Raw genomic sequence first — 21,294 nt, forward strand, 5'->3', positions numbered from 1 at the left:
AATCAGTTCGTCACATCCATTGAGAATAAGGTAAGTCGTTATCTATGACATATGCATTGGAGTTGGAGAAGTTGACCAAGACCTACGCAGGAGGCGTACAGGCGCTAAAAGGGATAGACCTTAATGTGGAAGCGGGGGACTTTTATGCGTTGCTGGGACCCAATGGCGCGGGTAAGTCCACCACCATCGGCATCATCAGCGCGCTGGTCAATAAAACCTCCGGCAAGGCGCGCGTATTCGGCTACGACATCGATAAAGATATTGTGAATGCCAAACGCCAGCTGGGCCTGGTACCGCAGGAATTTAATTTTAATCCGTTTGAAACCGTCTGGCAGATTGTGGTTCACCAGGCCGGTTATTACGGCGTGGAACGCAAAGTGGCGGAGAAGCGCGCCGAGAAATACCTCAACCAGCTGGATTTATGGACCAAGCGCGACGAGCGCGCGCGCATGCTTTCCGGCGGGATGAAACGCCGCCTGATGATCGCCCGCGCCCTGATGCACGAGCCTAAGCTGCTCATCCTCGATGAACCCACCGCCGGCGTGGATATCGAGCTCAGGCGTTCGATGTGGGGTTTCCTGCGCGATTTGAACGGCAGCGGCACCACCATCATCCTGACCACCCATTATCTGGAAGAAGCGGAAATGCTGTGTCGCAATATCGGCATTATCCAAAGCGGCGAACTGGTGGAAAATACGTCTATGCGGCTGCTGCTGTCCAAGCTGAAATCAGAAACCTTTATTCTCGATCTGGCGGCCAAGAGCCCGTTGCCGCAATTACAGGGGTATCGCCATCAGCTGCTGGACACCAGCACCCTGGAAGTGGAGGTGATGCGGGAACAGGGGCTGAACAGTTTGTTCGGCCAGCTCAGCTCCCAGGGGGTGCAGGTGTTGAGTATGCGTAATAAAGCCAACCGGCTGGAAGAGCTGTTTGTCACGCTGGTAAAAGACGACCGGGCCAGCAGGAGGGCCAAATTATGATGCATCTTTATTGGATCGCCTTAAAGAGTATCTGGCGTAAGGAAATAAACCGCTTCGGCCGGATCTGGATCCAGACGCTGGTGCCGCCGGTGATTACCATGGCATTGTATTTTATTATTTTCGGCAATCTTATCGGATCGCGCATCGGCGAAATGCATGGCTTTTCGTATATGCAATTTATCGTGCCGGGCCTGATTATGATGGCGGTGATTACCAATGCCTATACCAATGTCGCCTCCTCGTTCTTCAGCGCCAAGTTCCAGCGCAATATCGAGGAACTGCTGGTGGCGCCGGTGCCCACCCATATCATCATCGCCGGCTATGTGGGCGGCGGGGTGGCGCGCGGTATTTGCGTCGGCATTTTGGTTACCGCGATTTCGTTGTTTTTCGTGCCTTTCCATGTGCATTCATGGTGGGTGGTGGCGGTGACGCTTATTTTGACGGCGGTGCTGTTCTCGCTGGCCGGCCTGCTGAACGCGGTGTTTGCCAAAAGCTTTGACGATATCAGCCTGATCCCGACCTTTGTGCTGACGCCGCTGACCTACCTGGGCGGGGTGTTTTATTCCCTGACGCTGTTGCCGCCCATATGGCAGGCCATATCCAAGCTCAACCCCGTCGTCTATATGATAAGCGGCTTTCGTTTCGGTTTTCTGGGCATCAGCGACGTGCCGCTGGCGTTTACGCTGTCGGTGCTGGTGGTGTTTATCGTGGTGTTTTATGCCTGGTGCTGGTATTTGATCCAGCGCGGCAGCGGGCTGCGGACATAGGTAAAGGACGGCGGCGCATTTTTGCCAGAGGATGCGCCGCCGGGCGGCGTCAGGCCACCTGTACCGGTACCGCCTTGGCGGTGCGTTTCAGCTGGTTCTGGTCGTCGAAATAGGCCACCAGAGGCCGATGGCCGCGCGCCTCTTCATCCGGCATCTGCACGTAGGCGCAAATGATCAGCAAATCGCCGACGCAGGCGCAGCGGGCGGCCGCGCCGTTGACGGAAATAATGCGCGAGCCGCGCTCGGCGGCGATGGCGTAGGTGGAAAACCGCTGGCCGTTGTCGACGTTGTAGATATCGATAGCCTCATACTCCAGGATACCCGCCGCTTCCAGAAAGTCCTGATCGATGGCGCAGGAGCCTTCATAGTGCAAATCCGCCTGGGTCACGTGGACCCGGTGCAGCTTACCTCTTAGCATGGTGCGTTGCATAACGTTAAACCTTTGTACTTTCCCCGCCGGGGAGTGAAAACGCAAAATCGCCTTGGGACATCCACGCCAGTATTGACGATAGCCTCCCGGCTGTCCACAGGCCTGAGTGCTGCCCCATTACAACGTTAAATCCACCTGGGCGTTGTCAATTAAACGCGCCTTGCCCAGCCAGGCGGAAAACAGCACCACCGCGCGCGCGCTGTCCACCGTGAGCGGCTGCAAGGTATCGGCGTCGCGAATATCCAGGGCATCCGGCTGCAGGCCGGCCTGGCGCAGCCGTTCCGCCGCCTGTTGCAGCAGGGTATCGGTTTGGCGTTCGCCGTTTTTCATCTGCCCGATAAGCTGTTCCAGCACGCTGTGCAACCGGGGCGCTATCTGGCGCTCCCCGGCGGTGAGATAGCCGTTGCGCGAGCTTAGCGCCAGGCCGTCGGCGGCGCGCACCGTCGGTACGCCGACTATCTCGATGTCATAGCCCATATCCTTCACCATTTGGCGTATCAGCGCCAGCTGCTGGTAATCCTTCTGGCCGAAACAGGCGATATCCGGCTGCACCAGGTTAAACAGCTTACTGACAATGGTGGCTACGCCGCGGAAATGGCCCGGGCGGATGGCGCCTTCCAGAATGGCGGAAAAACGCGGCACATCCACAAACGTCTGGCTGGCGAGTCCGTCCGGATATATAACCGCCGCCGCCGGCGCAAACACCGTATCAACGCCGCGCCGGGTCAGCTTTTCGCAATCTTCCTGCAGCGTGCGCGGGTACGCCGTGAGATCTTCGGGGCGATCGAATTGCATCGGGTTGACGAAGATACTGACGATAACAATATCGGCACGGGCGCGGGCTTCATCCACCAGGGACATATGCCCATCGTGCAGATTCCCCATGGTCGGCACCAACGCAATACGTTTACCTTCCTGCCGCCACTGCTTAACAGCCTGACGCAGTTTCGGCGGGGTTTCGATAATCAACACGCCTATCTCCTGTCGTTATTGAAAACTGTGTTCCAGGCCGGGGAAAATACCCTGCTCGACCTCTTCGATATATAAACGCACCGCCGGGCGGATATCACCTGCCTGGGCCAGGAAATTCTTGACGAATTTTGGCGTCCCTTGGCCGGTAATGCCCAACGCGTCCTGCATCACCAGGATTTGCCCGTCGGTGACATTGCCCGCGCCGATGCCGATCACCGGTATGGCCAGCGCCTCGGTGACCCGCTGCGCGAGCGCCACGGGCACGCATTCCAGCACCAGCAGCTGCGCGCCGGCCTGCTCAAGCGTCAGCGCGTCCTGTAATAACCGTTCCGCGCTGTCGCTGTCGCGGCCCTGCACTTTATACCCGCCGAAGATATTCACCGATTGCGGCGTCAATCCCAGGTGGCCGCACACCGGCACCGCCCGTTCGGTCAAACCGCGCACGGCGTCGGCCAGCCAGCCGCCGCCCTCCAGCTTGACCATATTGGCGCCGGCACGCATCAGCACGGCGGCGCTGTCAAAGGCCTGCGCCGCCGTCGCATAGGACATGAACGGCAAATCCGCGAGCAGCAGGCACTGGGGCGCGCCGCGGCGCACGCACCGGGTATGGTAGGCAATCTCTTCCACCGTCACCGGCAGCGTGGAAGTCTGGCCCTGCATGGTCATGCCCAGAGAGTCGCCCACCAGCATTACCTGAATGCCTTCTTGCTCAAACAGGCGGGCAAAGCTGGCGTCATAGGCGGTCAGGGTGGCGAACTTGCGTTGCTGCTGTTTCCAGGCGCGCAGATGCGAAATGGTGGTCGGTTTCATCATAACCTCGGTCAGGCCGGTAACGCATAATTGAAATGAAGTGGCGCGTTATTCTAAATGAAGGCGGGGACAGGAGATAGTATTGTCTGAGCAAAACGTGCGGCAATGGGGGGATGCGCGGAGAATGGGAGCTTACCAGCGGCGCGCCCGGTGTTCATTATCCCAGAATTCCAGGCCGTTGCGCCCGGTGCGCGCCAGCAGGTCCGCCAGCGCCTCGCCGTCGGGCAATACCAGGTCGGGGGCGAGCTCCGCCAGGGGATAAAGCACGAATTCACGGTGTTTCATATCATAGTGCGGCACCGTCAGCCGGGCGGTATGAAGCCGCAGGCCGCCGAACAGCAGGATATCGAGATCGAGCGTGCGCGGCCCCCAGCGGTCGGCTTTGCGCACCCGCCCCTGCCGCCGCTCGATGCGCTGGGTGTGATCGAGCAGCTGTTCCGGCGTGAGCGCGGTGTCAAGGGCGACGACGGCGTTGAGGTAATCGGGCTGGTCCTGCGGTCCCAGAGGCCGGCTGCGGTAAAAAGAGGAGCAGGCGTTCAGCCGGGTTTGCGGCAATTGGGCGAGGGCGTCCAGCGCGGCGTTAACCTGGTCAAGCGGATCCGCCAGGTTGCTGCCGATAGCCAGCCAGACTCGCGTCATCGGCACGCCGGACAGCGGCGCTGCGCCAGCCATGGTTAAGCCGGATCGCGATGCGGCGTGCGGCGGCGCGGACGGCGCGGACGCGGACGGGCGGTGGCGTCGTCGTCAAGGGTGGTGAGCAGGGACTTCTGCCGCGGCGGCGCGGCTTCCTGGAACTCGCGCCACCATTGGGTCAGCCGTTGCAATTCGGCGCTGTTTTCGACGTCGGCGCGCAGCGCCAGCAGATCGAAGGCCGCGCGGAATTTTGGATGCTCCATCAGCTTGAAGGCGCGTTTGCCCTGGCGGCGCGACAGGCGCAGCTGCAGCTGCCAGATATCGCGCATCAGCGTGGTCAGGCGTTTGGGAATGGCGAGCGAGCGGCACTGTTCGTCAAGAATATCGTTCAGCGCCAGCGAAAACGCGTCGAAATAGGCCAGGCCGCCTTCCTGCGTCAGCTTCTGCGCCTGTTCGAGCAGGGGATACCACAGCATGGCGGAGAACAGGAATGCCGGATTGACCCGCATGTCGTTCTGAATGCGATGATCGGTGTTTTTCAGTACCTGGGTGACCATCTGCTCCATAAAACTGTCACCCTGTTCGGTGAAGTTGCGGCTGATGAGCGGAAACATGGGCTGGAACAGCTGATATTCGCACAGCAGGCGGTAGGTCGGTTCGCCGTAACCGGCCTGCAGCAGTTTAAGCGATTCCTCGAACAGCCTGGCCGCCGGGATATCGCGCAGCAACGACGCCAGGCGCGGGATCGGCTCGGCGGTGGCCGCATCGACGGTCATGTTCAGCTTGGCGGCAAAACGCACCGCCCGCAGCATGCGCACCGGATCCTCGCGGTAGCGGGTTTCCGGATCGCCAATCAGGCGCACCACGCCTTCCTGCAAATCGCGCAGGCCGCCGGTATAGTCGCGCAGCGTAAAGTCGGCCACGCTGTAATAGAGGCTGTTGATGGTGAAATCGCGGCGCTGGGCGTCCTCCTCGATGGAGCCGAAGATATTGTCGCGCAGCAGCATGCCGTTTTGTCCTTGCAGCGCGGCGGCGGGGGCCTGCACCGCCGACCCGGCATCAACGTCATCGGGCACGTGGGTCAGATGATGGCCGCGAAAGGTCGCCACTTCGATGATTTCCGGTCCGAACATGACATGGGCGAGGCGAAAACGCCGGCCCACCAGACGGCAGTTGCGAAATAACTTGCGCATCTGCTCGGGGGTGGCATCGGTGGTAATGTCGAAATCCTTCGGTTTTCTACCCAACAGCAGGTCGCGCACGCCGCCGCCGACCAGATAGGCCTCGTATCCCGCTTTATTCAAGCGGTAAAGCACTTTCAGTGCATTTTCACTGATCTCTTTACGGGAGATGGTGTGCTGATCGCGCGGGATAATCGTCAAAGGGCGTCTATCCTCTGGTGCCGCCGCCACGGTTTCCCGGCTCAGCACCTTACGGCAGAAGTTGGCTACTCGGGTAAAAATAGTACACCTCAATAGTAACAAATAAACGGGAGCAACAAAAAACAGCGGCTAATCATAGCTCACCCCGGGTGTTTTGAGAACGTCTGGGGCGCATGTCGTGCCCGATGGCGAAATCGGTATGGATGCCAGGGACCAATGCATAATAGCCCAGTCTAACATACTCTCAAGGGTCAAATCCCGCCACCCTTGCGCTACCGGTTGATTTAAAAAAACTAATGCGTCGGCAAGCGTTGGCCGGGGGTCCCCCTGCGGCAACGGCGGCGCATGATTCTGCTTGGATAATTTGGCGCCCATGGGCGTCAACGCCAGCGGTAAATGAATATATTCCGGTTCTTTATAACCTAATTGACGGTAGAGTGCCAATTGCCGCACGGTAGGCTCGATTAAATCGGCCCCGCGCACGATTTCGGTCACGCCGAGCGCCGCGTCGTCCACCACGACCGCCAGATTGTAGGCAAACAGACCGTCGCGACGGCGGATAATAAAATCTTCCCGGGCCAGATCGGGGTCGGCGTAGATATCACCGCGCAAACGGTCATGGAAATGTGACACGGGGGCTATCTGGCGCAGGCGGATGGCGGCATTTTGCGCCGGCAGGCCGAGCGTGCGGCAATGACCGTCGTAAATGCCGCCCAGTTCCTGAATGCGGGCGCGGGTGCAGCGGCAATGATAGCTTAGCCCGCGCGCGCGCAAATCCGCCAGGACGTCAAGGTAAGCCGCGTGGCGTTGGGATTGGAAGCATACGTTTCCGTCCCAGTGCAGGCCGTAATGGGCCAACTGGCGTAAAATGGTATCGGCGGCGCCGGGGACTTCGCGGGGAGGATCGATATCTTCGATACGCACTCGCCACTGCCCATGCGAGGCGCGGGCCTGGAGAAAACTCCCCAGGGCCGCGACAAGCGAGCCAAAATGCAAGGCGCCTGAAGGCGAGGGGGCAAAACGCCCCATGTAGGTGCTGTGCGCAGCCATAACTCAGGAAAGGCGAATCCGTACAGTTACCGCGATGCCGTGGTCCGTTCCATGGGCGACATCGCGGCAATCTGGATTGATTTTACCCTGCCATCTGCTTTTCGCGGATTTCAGCCAAGGTCTTGCAATCAATGCATAAATCAGCGGTCGGCCGCGCTTCCAGGCGGCGAATGCCGATTTCCACGCCGCATGAGTCGCAGAAGCCGAAATCTTTGTCTTCTACTTTCTTCAGCGTTTTTTCGATCTTCTTGATCAATTTTCGTTCCCGATCGCGGTTACGCAGTTCAAGGCTGAATTCCTCTTCCTGCGCGGCGCGGTCCACGGGATCCGGGAAGTTGGCCGCTTCATCCTGCATATGCGAAACGGTACGACCCACTTCATCTCTGAGCTGGTTGCGCCATGCGTCGAGGATGCGCTTGAAATGCAGCAACTGGGCCGCATTCATATACTCCTCGCCCGGTTTCTGCTGGTACGGTTCCACCCCGGCGATGGCGAGAATGCTCAAGGAGGATGTCTTACGGTCTTGCCCTTCTTGCATGTTGCTTCTCCTTCATAACACGCACTATCGATCCCCAACGTGGGGAAAAAAACAGGCCGCTATAAATAACAGATGACGTTGAGGTTGGCAATTATTCCTGACGCCTACTTGACAAGAGTGTGAAGAAAGGCGTATCTGGCGGGCGGTTAAACTAAGGAAAAACGGGATGATTTATCCTTTTTTTCCAGAAAAGCCGCCTACGAAATAAATAACGGTAAAGCATTTTTCAGCACAATACCGTCCGGGGATAACTGCGCGCCATAGCAAAATACTTCCACGCCATGTTGCTGCGCCTGCAATACTAAATCGGCATAATGGGGGTCGATGTGCCGGGCGGGCGCCACCCGGGTGATTCCGGAGTGCAACACCGCAAAAAACAGTACGGCACGGTGACCCATTTCTGCCATTGCTTGTAGTTCTCGTAAATGTTTTTGTCCGCGTATCGTTACCGCATCGGGAAAATACCCCCACTCCTGTTGCAGTAATGTGACGGATTTCACCTCAATATAGCAGTTTGCGCGATTTTCCGCTGCTAATAACCAATCAATCCGACTATTTTCTACGCCATAACGCACTTCGGCAGTAAGTGTAGTATAGCCCGACAATTCGGGAACGGCGTCGGCGCGCACCGCCTCCGCCAGCAGGGCGTTGGCGCGCAGAGTATTCACTCCTATCCATTGACCACCGGCGGTTTCAGTTAGTTCCCAGCTATGCGGATATTGACGTTTACGGTTGTCCGAAGTCGAATACCACACTGTATCCCCGGGCACGGCGCAGCCGGTCATGGCGCCGGTGTTGGCGCAATGGATAGTCAGCTCCTCGCCCTCCGGGGTGACCACGTCCGCCAGGAAACGTTTATAGCGCCGCACCAGGCGGGCGGATTTTAATTCTGGACTGAATCGCATGACATTTCCGTATAAGAGTTTTGCCGTCTCCCCCTCTCGCCAGGTCAGGCGAGCGGCCAGCTATCGAGCAGCATATAGCGGGCGCGCCCGTTGTCAAATAGCGAGGCGTACAGGCCGAAACTCCCGACCGCCATTTCCCATCCCGGCGTGCCGGACGGCAGCGCCACCGCCTGATGGGCCTGGCGCAGCAGCGTGACATGGGGATGGTACGGCAGCGGGCTTTGATAGCAGCCGTTGCGGGCCGCCTGCGCGCGCAGCCACTGCGCCAACTGCAATAACCCGCGCGGCGCGCGCTTCATGCCGAGCCACACCACGCCGGAGCCGGGCCAATGTCCGCAATCGTCCAGGGTCAGGGTAAAGGGCTTTTGTTGCAATCTCATGGCGGCGGCGCGCAGGGCCTGTTCTTTGCCGGCGCCCACCTCGCCCAGGAACGCCAGGGTGATATGCAGGTTGGCCGCCGCCACCGGCCTGCCGGCCTCATAGGGAAAACGGGCGGCGCGCCAGTCGATAACCGCCTGGCGGACGCTATCGGGCAGGGCAATGGCAAAAAACAGGCGACGGGTGGAGGTCATGGCGGTCCCGGCTGGTGTCGTGGATGATTGACCGTTTCCCCTGGCCGGCCTCGGTCGCCGATACCAGGGAAACGCGGCGAAGATTCTGTTCTTCAATCAAGCGATGCTACAATGCCCGGCCCAGAATGTTAATCTTTAACGGAGATGTCGTGACGTTATTACCGGTCGCCGCCGTAGTCGATGAGTTGCTGCAAGCGTTGCAAGGCGCCGCGCAGGTTCTGCTGCACGCGCCCACCGGCGCCGGCAAATCCACCTGGCTGCCGCTGGAAATCCTGCGGCGCGCCGGCCTGCCGGGGCGTATCCTGATGCTGGAGCCCCGGCGGCTGGCCGCCAAAAACGTGGCGCTGCGCCTGGCCGAACAACTGGGCGAAACGCCCGGCCAGACCGTCGGCTACCGTATGCGCGCTGAAAGCCGCGTGGGGCCTCATACCCGGCTGGAGGTGGTGACCGAAGGCATCCTGACGCGCATGTTGCAGCAGGATCCGGAGCTGTCCGGCGTCGCCCTGGTTATCCTGGATGAATTCCATGAACGCAGCCTGCAGGCCGATCTGGCGCTGGCGCTGCTGCTGGATGTGCAGCAGGGACTGCGCGCCGATCTGCGGCTGCTTATCATGTCCGCCACCCTGGATGACCGGCGCCTGCTGGCGCTTCTGCCCGCCGCGCCGGTTATCCGTTCCGTCGGCCGCAGTTTTCCGGTGGAGCGGGTTTTTCATCCGCTGCCCTCACAGTCCGTCCCCGTCCAGGCGATTGCCGCGGCGGTCAGCGAGATGCTGTCATCCCATACCGGCTCGCTGCTGTTGTTTTTACCCGGCGTGGGGGAGATTAACCGCGTGCAGGCTTTGCTGTCTCCCCGGGTCGGGGCGGAGGTCGATCTTTGCCCGCTGTATGGCGCCCTGACCCTGGACGAACAGCAGCGGGCCATCCGGCCGGCCCCGGCGGGGCGGCGCAAGGTGGTGCTGGCCACCAATATCGCCGAGACCAGCCTGACGATCGAGGGCATTCGCCTGGTGGTGGACAGCGGGCTGGAGCGGGTCAGCGAATCCGATGCCAGAAACGGGCTCAGCCGCCTGGTCACCCAGCGCGTCAGCCAGGCATCCATGGTGCAGCGCGCCGGCCGTGCCGGCCGCCTGTCCCCCGGCGTGTGCTGGCACCTCTTTAGTCAATCGCAGGCGGAACGCGCGCCGGAACACGGCCGGCCGGAAATCCTGCAAAGCGATCTCAGCGGTTTTTATCTCGAATTACTGCAATGGGGCTGTACCGACCTGCTGACGCTCTACTGGCTCGACCTGCCGCCGGAACCCAGCCTGGCCGCGGCCCGCCGCACCCTGCGCCAGCTGGATGCCGTCGATGGGGCGGAACGCCTGACGTCCCTGGGGCGCAAAATGGCGCAAGCAGGCTGCGAACCGCGCCTGGCGGCCATGCTGTGCCATGCGCGCGACGATGACGATAGCCTGGCGACGGCCGCGCTGCTGGCGGCCATTATCGAGGAACCGCCGCGCGCGGGGTCGCCCGATATGCGCGATGCGCTCGCGCGCCCGCAGTCCCACTGGCTGCGACGCGCCAGGCAACTGGCCAAACGGCTGTCGCCCCGCTGGGGCCGGCCGGACGCGGCGCTGGCGCCCGCGCTGCTGGCCTGGGGATTTCGCGATCGCATCGCCCGCCGGCGCGACGCCACCGGCCGGTATCAACTGGCCAACGGCCTGGGGGCGGCGCTGGCTCCCGACGAGGCGCTGTCGGCGATTGAATGGCTGATCGTGCCGGGGCTGATGCAACTGGGGCAAAATGCCGACGCGGCCATCCGGCTGGCGCTGCCGGTGGATATCGCCGCGCTGGTGGCCGCCCGTCCCGACTGGCTGACGGTCACCACCGCCATGCGCTGGGATGAGGAAAAGGGCAGCCTGCGCGTGCTCAGGCGTGAACAGCTCGGACAATTGATGTTACGCGAGCAGCCGCAGGCCAGGCCTTCCGGCGAGGTGATGCAGCAGGCGCTGCTCAACTGGATTGGCGAGCAGGGCCTGCCGGTGCTCAACTGGGACGGCCCGGCGCAGCAGCTGCGCCAGCGCCTGCTGTGCGCCCGCGACTGGCTGCCGGAGGCGGACTGGCCTGTGGTGGACGACGACGCGCTGCTGGCGGCCCTGCCGCTATGGCTGCAGCCGTCCCTGGAGGGCGTGCATGACGTGCGCGCCCTGCGCCAGGTGAATCTCGGCGAGGCGTTATTGCGCCTGCTGGACTGGCGATTGCGTCAACGACTGGATACTGCGCTGCCCAGCCACTACACTGTGCCCACCGGCAGCCGGCTGCCGGTGCGTTACCAGCACGGCGAGCCGCCGGTGCTGGCCGTAAGGATGCAGGAAATGTTCGGCGAGCAGGCCAGTCCGCTGCTGGCCGAAGGCCGCGTGGCGCTGGTGCTGGAGTTGTTATCGCCCGCCGGGCATCCGTTGCAGATTACCCGCGATCTGGCGGCGTTCTGGCAGGGGGCCTACCGCGAGGTGCAAAAAGAAATGAAGGGGCGTTACCCCAAGCATGTCTGGCCGGATAATCCGGCCATTGCGGTACCCACCCGGCGCACCAAAAAGTATCAGCAGGGTTGATTTCAGAGGTTTCCTCTTCCGGATAAGATGGCGGAGGAACAGAGTAGGCGGGGAATCCGTCGGAAGTATGGAGAATCATAACGATGTCTGGGGATGATCGCGAACCTATTGGACGTCATGGAAGACCGTCCGGCCGTAAAGTGACAAATAAACCGCCAGTGCGACGTCACCGGGACGACGACTACGAAGAAAATGACGATGCTCAGGACGACTATGACGATCAAGAGGAATACGTAATGCCGCCGCGCAAGCCGCCGGCGAAAGGCAAAGCACGCCCGCCGCGCAAAAGCGGCAAGCGGCGCCTGCTGGGATTGCTTATCAAGATTTTCCTGGTGGTGGCGATTTTACTGGTGATCTACGGCGTCTACCTGGATGCGCAGATCCGCAGCCGCATCGACGGCAAGGTCTGGCAACTGCCGGCGGCGGTCTATGGCCGCATGGTGAACCTGGAGCCGGGCATGCCCTACAGCAAAAGCGAGATGGTCAACCTGCTGGAAGGGATGCAGTACCGCCAGGTGACCCGCATAACCCGCCCGGGCGAATTCAGCGTGCGCGCCAACAGCATCGATATGCTGCGCCGTCCCTTTGATTTCCCCGACAGCAAGGAAGGGCAGATCCATGCGGTGCTGACGTTTGATCGCGATCATCTGCTGCAAATTCAAAACCAGGATACGCAGCGGAACTTCGGCTTTTTCCGCCTCGATCCGCGCCTGATCACCATGCTGCAATCGCCCAACGGCGAGCAGCGGTTGTTTGTGCCCCGCGCCGGATTCCCCGATCTGCTGGTGGATACCCTGATAGCCACCGAAGACCGCCATTTTTACCAGCATGACGGCATCAGCATCAGCTCCATCGGCCGCGCCTTCCTGGCGAATATTACCGCCGGGCGCGCGGTGCAGGGGGGCAGTACGCTGACCCAGCAGTTGGTCAAGAATTTGTTCCTGACCAATGAGCGTTCCCTGTGGCGCAAGATCAACGAAGCCTATATGGCCGTGATCCTCGATTACCGCTACAGCAAGGATCGCATCCTTGAGCTGTATCTGAACGAAGTCTACCTCGGCCAGAGCGGCAGCGAACAGATCCGCGGATTCCCGTTGGCAAGCCTTTATTATTTCGGCCGGCCGGTGGATGAACTCAGCCTGGATCAGCAGGCCATGCTGGTGGGCATGGTCAAGGGCGCATCGCTGTACAATCCCTGGCGTAATCCGCAAATGGCGCTGGAGCGGCGTAACCTGGTGCTGAAGCTATTGCAAAACCAGCAGGTCATCGACGAGGATTTGTATAATATGCTGAGCGCGCGTCCGCTGGGGGTGCAGCCGCGCGGCGGGGTGATTACGCCGCAGCCGGCCTTTATGCAAATGGTGCGTCAGGAGCTGCAGGCGAAGCTGGGCGACAAGATTAACGATTTGTCCGGCGTGAAAATATTCACCACCCTGGATCCGATTTCGCAGGACGCGGCGGAAAGAGCGGTGGAGGCCGGTGTGCCGGCCCTGCGCGCCGGGCGCGGCGTCAGCGACCTTGAGAGCGCTATGGTGGTGGTGGACCGCTTTAGCGGCGAAGTGCGCGCCATGGTCGGCGGTTCCCAGCCGCAATTCGCCGGATTTAACCGCGCCATGCAGGCGCGGCGTCCGGTAGGGTCGCTGGCAAAACCGGCCACCTACCTGACCGCGCTGAGCCAGCCGGATAAGTACCGCCTGAACACCTGGATCGCCGATGAGCCCATTTCACTCAAGCAGCCGAACGGGCAGCTGTGGGCGCCGAAAAACTACGATCGCCAGTTTCGCGGCAAGGTGATGCTGGTAGACGCGCTGGCCAATTCGCTTAACGTGCCGACGGTCAACCTGGGGCTGGCGGTGGGCCTGCCGGATATCGTCGCCACCCTGCAAAAACTGGGCATCCCGAAAGAGGTGATTAACCCGGTGCCGGCCATGCTGCTGGGGGCCATCAGCCTCACGCCGATGGAAGTGGCGCAGGAATACCAGACCATTGCCAGCGGCGGCAATCGTGCGCCGCTGTCGGCGGTGCGCTCGGTGATAAGCGAGGACGGCAAGGTGCTTTACCAGAGCTTCCCGCAGGCGGAGCGCGTGGTGCCGGCCCAGGCGGCGTATCTGACGTTATACGGTATGCAGCAGGTGGTGGCGCGCGGCACGTCGCGTTCGCTGGCGGTGAAATTCCCCAATTTCCATCTGGCCGGGAAAACCGGTACCACCAACGATTTGCGCGATAGCTGGTTTGCCGGCGTGGACGGTAAAGAGGTGACCATCAGCTGGGTAGGGCGCGACAACAACGGCCCGGCCAAGCTGACCGGCGCCAACGGCGCGCTGACGATTTACCGCCGCTATCTGGAAAACCAGCCGCCGCTGACGCTTAACGTGATACCGCCCGAGGAGATCAACCAGATGTCCATCGACTATGCCGGCAATTTCGTCTGCAACAGCGACAGCAGCATGCGCGTGATCCCGGTCTGGACCGACAGTCCGCAGGCGCTGTGCCAGGCCAGCCAGGCGGTGGCCCAGCAGCCGGCGCAAACGCCGCCTGACCAGCAGCAGTCGGGCCAGCAGCCGCCGCAACAGGAGCAGCAGGAGGGCAGCGACGGCGTCGCCGGCTGGATCAAGGATATGTTCGGCAAATAGCTCGCCACCCCGGCTTGCCGGGGTGGGTTTGTTGACCAGGCGAAGGAACGCCGGCGATAGGTATTCTGTCGCCGCGCGATGCCTGGCGGCGACCTGCGAGGAAAAATCAGTTGCGATACTGCTAATTATTGAAGGAAACTGCTATTATTGCTTCTTTGAATAATTATCATTTGCTTTATTGGGCTTATGCAAGATATCGCCACACCTCTAGCCAACGCCGCCGCCGCCAGGAACGCTACTTTTGCCCTGGATCAGGTGAGTTTCTCGGTACCCGGACGGGTATTACTCCAGCCGCTGTCGTTCACTTTTCCCCAGGGCAAGGTCTGTGGCCTGATAGGTCATAACGGCTCCGGTAAATCCACCCTGCTGAAGATCCTGGGCCGTCATCATGAGGCCAGCGGCGGCGTGGCGCGCCTGAATGATAAACCGCTGGCGGACTGGGAAAGCAAGGCTTTCGCCCGGCAGGTGGCGTATCTGCCGCAGCAACTGCCGGCGGCGGAAGGCATGACGGTGCGCGAGCTGGTGGCCCTGGGGCGTTATCCCTGGCACGGCGCGCTCGGCCGCTTCGGCAGCGCCGATCGCCGGCATGTGGAGGACGCCATCGAGGTGGTCGGCCTGCCCTCGCTTGCCCACCGTCTGGTGGACAGCCTTTCCGGCGGCGAGCGTCAGCGCGCCTGGCTGGCGATGACCCTGGCGCAGGATAGCCGCTGCCTGCTGCTGGATGAACCCACCTCGGCCCTGGATATCGCCCATCAGGTGGACGTACTGGCCTTGATTAAGCGCATGAGCCAGGAGCGCGGCCTGACGGTTATCGCGGTATTGCATGATATCAATATGGCGGCGCGCTACTGCGATTACCTGACGGCGCTGCGCGGCGGCGCAATGATTGCCCAGGGATCGCCGCTGGAGCTGATGCGCGGCGACGTGCTGGAAACCATTTACGGTATTCCTATGGGCATCCTGCCACATCCGGGCGGCGGCGCGCCGGTGAGTTTCGTGTTTTAATGCGCCGGCGTGATCAGACCCTGGGACGTCTGCGCCCCCAGCGCGCGCCCGGCGCCATTGCGACGGATGAGAGTCCGGGTATTGACGGCGGCCGCCGACGGCTGCTGGCCGCCCTGCTGCTGTCGCCCTTGTGCTGCGGTCTCGCGTCCTGGGGGACCGCGGCCCGGGGTGCGACCGATCGGACGGCAACGGGCGGATCCGTCCCGTCGCTGCCCTATCAGCGCATTATCGCCCTTGAATGGCTGCCGGTGGAGCTGCTGTTCGCCCTCGGCGTTACGCCGCTGGCCGTCGCCGGCACCCGGGATTACCGCTTATGGGTACAGGAGCCGGTGCTTCCGGCCTCGATTGTCGATGTCGGCCAGCGCACCGAACCTAATTTCGAACTGATCACCGCCCTCAAGCCGGACTTGATCCTGTATTCCCAGGGCTACGGGCCGCGCCCGGAACAATTGCGCGCCATTGCCCCCGCCATGGGGTTTAGTTTCACCGACGGGCAGGGACGGCCGCTGACCACCGCGCGCGCCGGGCTGCTGGCCCTGGCGCAGCGCCTGGACAGGATGCCCGCCGCCCTGGCCCATCTGGCGTCCTTCGATCGCGAACTGGCCGAAGCCTGGCCGCGGCTGGCGTCATATCGCCGCCAGCCCCTGCTGATATTTTCCCTGATGGACGATCGTCACGCCCTGATCATCGGCGGCACCAGTTTATTCGGCCAGGTCATGGACCAACTGGCGCTGGCCAACGTCTGGCAGGGAGAGAATAATTTCTGGGGCACGGCAGTGGTGGGAATTGAACAACTGGCGACGCTGCCCCTGGCGCGGGCCATATGCCTGGATCACGGCGACGCCGCGCTGACGGCGCGCGTGGCCGCCACGCCGCTGTGGCAGGCCATGCCGTTTGTGCGCCGGAATATGTTGCGCACCGTGCCGGCCATCTGGATTTATGGCGCCACCCTTGCGGCCCTGCGTTTTTGCCGCATGCTGCAGCAGATGGAAAAACAATGGTGAGGCCATGAACCGTCGTAGCGCGCTTTTCCCGTTTTGTCTGCTGACGCTGCTGGCCCTGGGCGCGCTGGCGCTCAGCGCCTATAACGCCCAGCAGGTGCTGCCGGGCCAGCTATGGGCCGGGGCGCTGTGGCGGCCCGATATGCTGGATATCCGCCAGGTTATCTTCCACTACAGCACCTTGCCGCGCCTGGCGGTAGCGCCGCTGGTGGGCGCCGGCCTGGCGCTGGCCGGCGTGCTGTTCCAGCAGGTGCTGCGCAATCCGCTGGCCGAACCCTCGACCCTGGGCGTCGCCAGCGGCGCGCAATTGGGGGTCACCGTCACCACGCTGTGGCTGCTGCCCGGCGGAGCGCTGACCCAGCAGCTGGCGGCCCTGCTCGGCGCGCTGGTCATCGGCGCGTTGGTTTTCGGCGTGGCCTGGGGGAAACGCATGTCGCCGGTGACCCTGATCCTGGCGGGCCTGGTGCTGAGCCTGTACTGCAGCGCCGTTAACAGCCTGCTGGCCATCTTCCATTACCAGCAGCTGGAAAATCTGTTTTTATGGAGCAGCGGGGCGCTTAACCAGCAGGACTGGGGCCAGGTAAGGTTCCTGCTGCCGCGTCTGGGGCTGGGGCTGCTGCTGGCCCTGCTGCTGATTCGCCCCATGACCTTGCTGGGCGTGGACGACGCCGTGGCGCGCAATCTCGGCCTGGGGCTGTCAACCGCCCGGCTGGCGGCGCTGGTACTGGCTATTGTGCTCAGCGCGTTGTTGGTGAACGCGGTGGGCGTGGTGGGGTTTATCGGCCTGTTCGCGCCGCTGCTGGCGAAGCTGCTCGGCGCCCGGCGCCTGCTGCCGCGCCTGCTGCTGGCGCCGCTTATCGGCGCGCTGCTGCTGTGGTTTACCGATCAGGTCATGGTCTGGCTGGCGCGCGCGTGGCGTGACGTGCCCACCGGCGCGGCCACCGCGCTGATTGGCGCGCCGATCCTGCTCTGGCTGCTGCCCCGGCTGCGCCATGCCGTGGCGCCGGCGCAGCCGGGGCATGACGACGCGCCCCGCCCGGAGCGCGCCAATCCCGCGCTGTGGGCCGCGGGCGGATTGGCGTTGCTGCTGGCGCTGTTGTGCGTGGCGCTGATGCTGGGCCGTAACAGCCTGGGATGGAACTGGGCCGGCGGCGGCGAGCTGCTGCGCCTGCTGCCCTGGCGCTGGCCGCGTACGCTGGCGGCATTAAGCGCCGGTGTGATGCTGGCCGCCGCCGGCACCCTGATCCAGAAACTGACCGCCAATCCCATGGGCAGCCCGGAAGTACTGGGTATCAGCGCCGGCGCCGCGTCGGCGGTGGTGTTGATGATGTTTTGGCTGCCCGGCGATGTCTTTATTTGGTTATTGCCTGCGGGTAGCCTGGGCGCCGCGCTGACGTTGGCGGCCATTTTGCTGGTGGCGGGACGGCGGCATTTTTCCACCCAGCGCATGCTGCTGGCGGGCATAGCCCTGGGCACCGCGTTCACCACGCTGGTGACCCTGCTGCTGGCCAGCGGCGATCCCCGCCTCGGCGGCCTGCTGACCTGGATTTCCGGATCGACCTATGGCGTGCAGGCGCCGCAGGCGGTAACCAGCGCAGTGACGGCGCTGGTACTGTTGCTGCTGGCGCCCTGCTGCCGCCGCTGGCTTAACGTGCTGCCGCTGGGCAGCGCAACCGCCCGGGCCCTGGGCCTGCCGCTGGCGCGCGCCAGGCTGGCTATCCTGTTGCTGGCGGCGGTGCTGACCGCCGGCGCCACGCTGACCGTCGGTCCCTTGAGTTTTATCGGTTTGATGGCGCCGCATATGGCGCGGATGCTCGGCTTTCGCCGGGCGATGCCGCAGCTGGTTATGGCCGCGCTGCTGGGCGCGATGCTGATGCTGCTGGCCGACTGGGCCGGGCGCATGGCGATGTTTCCCGACCAGATCCCGGCGGGCCTGCTGGCGACCTTTATCGGCGCGCCGTATTTTATCTTTCTGCTGCGCCGCCAGGGTCGCTGATGGGAGGGGGCTTACAGCCGGGCAAAACTGCGGCGGGCGGCGCCGATGGTCTGCGTCAGATCCCCGTCGCTGTGCGCCAGCGACATAAAACCGGCTTCAAACGCCGACGGCGCCAGGTAAACCCCTTCCTCCAGCATCATATGGAAAAAGCGTTTAAACCGTTCCACATCGCAGGCCATGACATCCTGATAGCCGGTCACCGCGGGCGCGTCGGTAAAGAAGATACCGAACATGCCGCCGACGTGGTTTACCACCAGGGGAATGTTTTCCGCCCGCGCCGCCTCCAGCAATCCCCGCGCCAGGCGATCGGTCAGATCGGTCAGCGCCGGATAAATGCCGGGGCGTGAAATCTCGGTCAGGCAGGCATAGCCCGCGGCCATGGCAATCGGATTGCCCGACAGCGTGCCGGCCTGGTAAACCGGGCCGGTGGGCGCCAGCGCCTGCATCACCTCGCGCCGGCCGCCAAACGCCCCCACCGGCATGCCGCCGCCGATGATTTTACCCAGGCAGGTCAGGTCCGGCACCACGCCGTAATAGGACTGCGCGCCCGCCAGGGCCACCCGAAAACCGGTCATGACCTCGTCGATAATCAGCAGCGCGCCGAATTCATCGCACAGGGCGCGCAGGCCGGGCAGGAACGCCGGCAGCGGCGGTACGCAGTTCATATTGCCAGCCACCGGCTCGACGATAATGCAGGCGATCTCGCGCGGATAGAGTTCAAATACCTGCCGCACCGAATCCAGATCGTTAAAGGCGCAGGTGAGGGTGTGTTTGGCGAAATCCGCCGGCACGCCGGGAGAACTGGGCTGGCCGAGGGTCAGCGCGCCGGAGCCGGCCTTGACCAGCAGGCCGTCGGCATGGCCGTGATAACAGCCTTCGAATTTGATGATTTTATCGCGGCCGGTATAGCCGCGCGCCAGGCGAATGGCGCTCATGGTGGCCTCGGTGCCGGAGTTCACCATGCGCACCATATCCATGGACGGCACCAGTTCGGTCACCAGGGCGGCCATTTTGACCTCGATTTCGGTGGGCGCGCCGAAGCTCAGGCCGCGCCCGGCCGCCTCGATAACCGCCTCGCGTATCGCCGGATGGTTATGGCCCAATACCATCGGCCCCCAGGAACCGACATAATCGATATAGTCCTTTCCGTCCACATCATACAGCCTGGCGCCGTCCGCCCGCGCGATGAACAGCGGCGTGCCGCCGACGCCGTTAAACGCGCGCACCGGTGAATTAACCCCGCCGGGGATTAGCTTTTGCGCCTGGGCGTACAGATTTTCGGAATGGCTCATGAAACGGCTCCTGAAGAAAGAATAAAACGTTAACCCCGATAGTGTAATAAACTGGCCGGCAATAAGACATCTTTGTTGGGTGCAAAAACGCAAAACCGCCAGCGGCCTTGTCAGCACGGATTGACAAGCATTTTTGTAATACAATTATGCCTGACAGACAGTGTGATAGCGTAAAGTCCGTCGAATACTATGCCAAATAAGGTAGATTGCTCCGATGCCAGAACCCTTTCCTGCCGCGACCTCAGTGCCGGCCGGACGCCTTGCCCGCGTCCAGATGTTCAGCCGGCTCCTGTATCAAGATAAAACCCCGGTAACCGTACTCGCCATGGCCGCTCTCGTCGGTACCCTGGTGGGCGGGGTGGGCGTGGCATTTGAAAAAACGGTTGACTGGATGCTTGCCTGCCGTATCGCCGCCCTGGCCGACTTGCCGCAGCGCTGGCTGGTGCTGGTGCCGGCTGCGTTTTTTGCCTCAGGGGCGTTGGCCATGATCGGCTATTACCTGGTGCGTAAATATGCGCCCGAGGCGGGAGGCTCAGGTATTCCGGAAATTGAAGGCGCGCTGGAGGAACTGCGTCCGGTGCGGTGGTGGCGGGTGATCCCGGTTAAGTTTTTCGGCGGCATGGGTACGCTCGGCGCGGGCATGGTGCTGGGGCGCGAGGGACCGACGGTCCAATTGGGGGGAAATATCGGTCGCATGGTGCTGGATATGGTTGGCATGCGCAGCGCCGAGGCCCGGCATTCCCTGCTGGCAGCCGGCGCGGCGGCGGGATTAACGGCGGCGTTTAACGCGCCCCTGGCGGGGATCCTGTTTATCCTGGAAGAGATGCGGCCGCAGTTTCGCTATAACCTGATTTCAGTCAAGGCGGTATTTATCGGCGTTATCATGTCGAGCATCGTATTTCGCCTGTGCAACGGCGATCGTTCGGTCATCGACGTCGGCAGGCTGGCCGGCGCGCCGGTCGGTACTCTCTGGCTTTACCTGGTGCTGGGAATGCTGTTCGGCGTGGTGGGCGTGGTATTCAATACATTGATATTCCGCGCGCAAGATATGTTTTTACGCCTGCATGGCGGCAAATGCGTCAGATTTGTGATCATCGGCGGCATACTCGGCGGCCTGTGCGGTATTTTGGGTCTGATGCATCCCGAGGCCGCCGGCGGTGGTTTTGCCCTGATTCCCCTGGCAGCGGCGGGGCATTTTACCGCCGGCACCTTGTTGTTTATCTTTCTGGCCCGTATGTTGACGACCCTGTTGTGTTTCGGTTCCGGTGCGCCGGGCGGCATTTTTGCGCCCATGCTGGCGCTGGGAACCTTATTGGGCACGGCTTTCGGCATGATCGGCTGCCAATTATTTCCTGAGTATGCCTTGCAGCCCGGCACTTTTGCGATTGCGGGCATGGGAGCCTTATTTGCCGCCTCGGTGCGCGCGCCCTTGACCGGGATCGTGCTGGTGCTGGAAATGACCGACAATTATCAATTAATATTGCCGATGATTATCACCTGTCTGGGCGCAACGCTGCTGGCTCAGTTTTTAGGCGGCAAACCGCTCTATTCAGCAATCCTTGCCCGTACCTTGCAACGACAAACGCCCCCGCTGCCGGCGGATGCGCGATCGCACGCAGCGATAAACAAAATATCCTAAATGCGCAATACTTGAACGTAATTGACAGGTAGCGGATAATGAACATCCACATCGGGTTGTTATGCCTTCAGCCTGATGATTCTGGTTGGCGCGTTGGG

18 protein-coding genes are annotated in these 21,294 nt (G+C 62.1%); 8 read left to right on the plus strand and 10 right to left on the minus strand.

What is annotated here, in order from left to right; genetic code table 11:
- Positions 1-44: 44 nt before the first annotated feature.
- Entirely contained in the window at positions 45-980 is a 936-nt protein-coding gene (locus ACL2XQ_RS03925; RefSeq protein WP_413722152.1) for an ABC transporter ATP-binding protein, read from the plus strand.
- Positions 980-1,747, plus strand: a complete 768-nt coding sequence (locus ACL2XQ_RS03930; protein ID WP_410016621.1) for an ABC transporter permease — start codon at positions 980-982, stop codon at positions 1,745-1,747. The genes ACL2XQ_RS03925 and ACL2XQ_RS03930 overlap by 1 nt, the downstream gene beginning before the upstream one ends.
- A gap of 49 nt (positions 1,748-1,796) precedes the next feature.
- Here ACL2XQ_RS03930 and panD read toward each other — a convergent pair whose 3' ends face one another.
- The 9 genes from panD to thpR all read right to left on the minus strand — a co-directional run bounded on the left by panD (position 1,797) and on the right by thpR (position 9,039).
- Entirely contained in the window at positions 1,797-2,177 is a 381-nt protein-coding gene (panD, locus tag ACL2XQ_RS03935) for an aspartate 1-decarboxylase (protein ID WP_410016383.1), read from the minus strand.
- A gap of 117 nt (positions 2,178-2,294) precedes the next feature.
- On the minus strand, positions 2,295-3,149 hold the full coding sequence (gene panC, locus ACL2XQ_RS03940; protein WP_410016382.1) for a pantoate--beta-alanine ligase: 855 nt from the start codon (positions 3,147-3,149) through the stop codon (positions 2,295-2,297).
- A gap of 15 nt (positions 3,150-3,164) precedes the next feature.
- On the minus strand, positions 3,165-3,959 hold the full coding sequence (panB, locus tag ACL2XQ_RS03945; RefSeq protein ID WP_410016620.1) for a 3-methyl-2-oxobutanoate hydroxymethyltransferase: 795 nt from the start codon (positions 3,957-3,959) through the stop codon (positions 3,165-3,167).
- A 132-nt stretch (positions 3,960-4,091) separates the two neighbouring features.
- Positions 4,092-4,598 carry a 2-amino-4-hydroxy-6-hydroxymethyldihydropteridine diphosphokinase gene (gene folK, locus ACL2XQ_RS03950; protein WP_410016619.1) on the minus strand — a complete coding sequence of 169 codons (507 nt, stop codon included), beginning with the start codon at positions 4,596-4,598 and terminating at the stop codon, positions 4,092-4,094.
- A gap of 35 nt (positions 4,599-4,633) precedes the next feature.
- Entirely contained in the window at positions 4,634-6,055 is a 1,422-nt protein-coding gene (gene pcnB, locus ACL2XQ_RS03955) for a polynucleotide adenylyltransferase PcnB (protein WP_410016618.1), read from the minus strand.
- Positions 6,056-6,103: 48 nt separating this feature from the next.
- On the minus strand, positions 6,104-7,024 hold the full coding sequence (gene gluQRS, locus ACL2XQ_RS03960; protein ID WP_413740073.1) for a tRNA glutamyl-Q(34) synthetase GluQRS: 921 nt from the start codon (positions 7,022-7,024) through the stop codon (positions 6,104-6,106).
- An 82-nt stretch (positions 7,025-7,106) separates the two neighbouring features.
- Positions 7,107-7,562 carry an RNA polymerase-binding protein DksA gene (gene dksA, locus ACL2XQ_RS03965; protein ID WP_162363932.1) on the minus strand — a complete coding sequence of 152 codons (456 nt, stop codon included), beginning with the start codon at positions 7,560-7,562 and terminating at the stop codon, positions 7,107-7,109.
- Positions 7,563-7,759: 197 nt separating this feature from the next.
- Positions 7,760-8,467 (minus strand): DNA/RNA nuclease SfsA, encoded by a 708-nt coding sequence (gene sfsA, locus ACL2XQ_RS03970; protein ID WP_410016380.1) that lies wholly within the window; start codon positions 8,465-8,467, stop codon positions 7,760-7,762.
- A 44-nt stretch (positions 8,468-8,511) separates the two neighbouring features.
- Complete coding sequence (gene thpR / locus ACL2XQ_RS03975) at positions 8,512-9,039, minus strand: RNA 2',3'-cyclic phosphodiesterase (RefSeq protein ID WP_413730922.1); 528 nt, start codon at positions 9,037-9,039, stop codon at positions 8,512-8,514.
- A 125-nt stretch (positions 9,040-9,164) separates the two neighbouring features.
- Between thpR and hrpB the strand changes: the two genes are divergently transcribed.
- The 5 genes from hrpB (at position 9,165) to fhuB (ending at position 18,265) form a co-directional block, all read left to right on the plus strand.
- Complete coding sequence (hrpB, locus tag ACL2XQ_RS03980; protein ID WP_413740074.1) at positions 9,165-11,630, plus strand: ATP-dependent helicase HrpB; 2,466 nt, start codon at positions 9,165-9,167, stop codon at positions 11,628-11,630.
- 83 nt (positions 11,631-11,713) lie between these two features.
- The gene (gene mrcB, locus ACL2XQ_RS03985) at positions 11,714-14,263 is read left to right on the plus strand and encodes a bifunctional glycosyl transferase/transpeptidase (protein ID WP_413740075.1); all 2,550 of its coding nucleotides are present in this window, start codon (positions 11,714-11,716) and stop codon (positions 14,261-14,263) included.
- A gap of 186 nt (positions 14,264-14,449) precedes the next feature.
- Entirely contained in the window at positions 14,450-15,268 is an 819-nt protein-coding gene (fhuC, locus tag ACL2XQ_RS03990; RefSeq protein WP_413730919.1) for a Fe3+-hydroxamate ABC transporter ATP-binding protein FhuC, read from the plus strand.
- The gene (gene fhuD, locus ACL2XQ_RS03995) at positions 15,268-16,272 is read left to right on the plus strand and encodes a Fe(3+)-hydroxamate ABC transporter substrate-binding protein FhuD (protein WP_413740076.1); all 1,005 of its coding nucleotides are present in this window, start codon (positions 15,268-15,270) and stop codon (positions 16,270-16,272) included. Before fhuC ends, fhuD begins: the two co-directional genes overlap by 1 nt.
- Positions 16,273-16,276: 4 nt before the next feature.
- Complete coding sequence (fhuB, locus tag ACL2XQ_RS04000; RefSeq protein ID WP_413740077.1) at positions 16,277-18,265, plus strand: Fe(3+)-hydroxamate ABC transporter permease FhuB; 1,989 nt, start codon at positions 16,277-16,279, stop codon at positions 18,263-18,265.
- Positions 18,266-18,276: 11 nt separating this feature from the next.
- Here fhuB and hemL read toward each other — a convergent pair whose 3' ends face one another.
- The gene (hemL, locus tag ACL2XQ_RS04005; RefSeq protein WP_413740078.1) at positions 18,277-19,557 is read right to left on the minus strand and encodes a glutamate-1-semialdehyde 2,1-aminomutase; all 1,281 of its coding nucleotides are present in this window, start codon (positions 19,555-19,557) and stop codon (positions 18,277-18,279) included.
- 274 nt (positions 19,558-19,831) lie between these two features.
- Here hemL and clcA point away from each other — a divergent pair, with 274 nt between their 5' ends.
- Entirely contained in the window at positions 19,832-21,196 is a 1,365-nt protein-coding gene (gene clcA / locus ACL2XQ_RS04010; RefSeq protein WP_413740499.1) for a H(+)/Cl(-) exchange transporter ClcA, read from the plus strand.
- Positions 21,197-21,294 lie beyond the last annotated feature (98 nt).

Origin of the sequence: Sodalis sp. RH14 (genome assembly GCF_047324285.1) — a bacterium.
Taxonomy (GTDB): domain Bacteria; phylum Pseudomonadota; class Gammaproteobacteria; order Enterobacterales; family Enterobacteriaceae; genus Acerihabitans.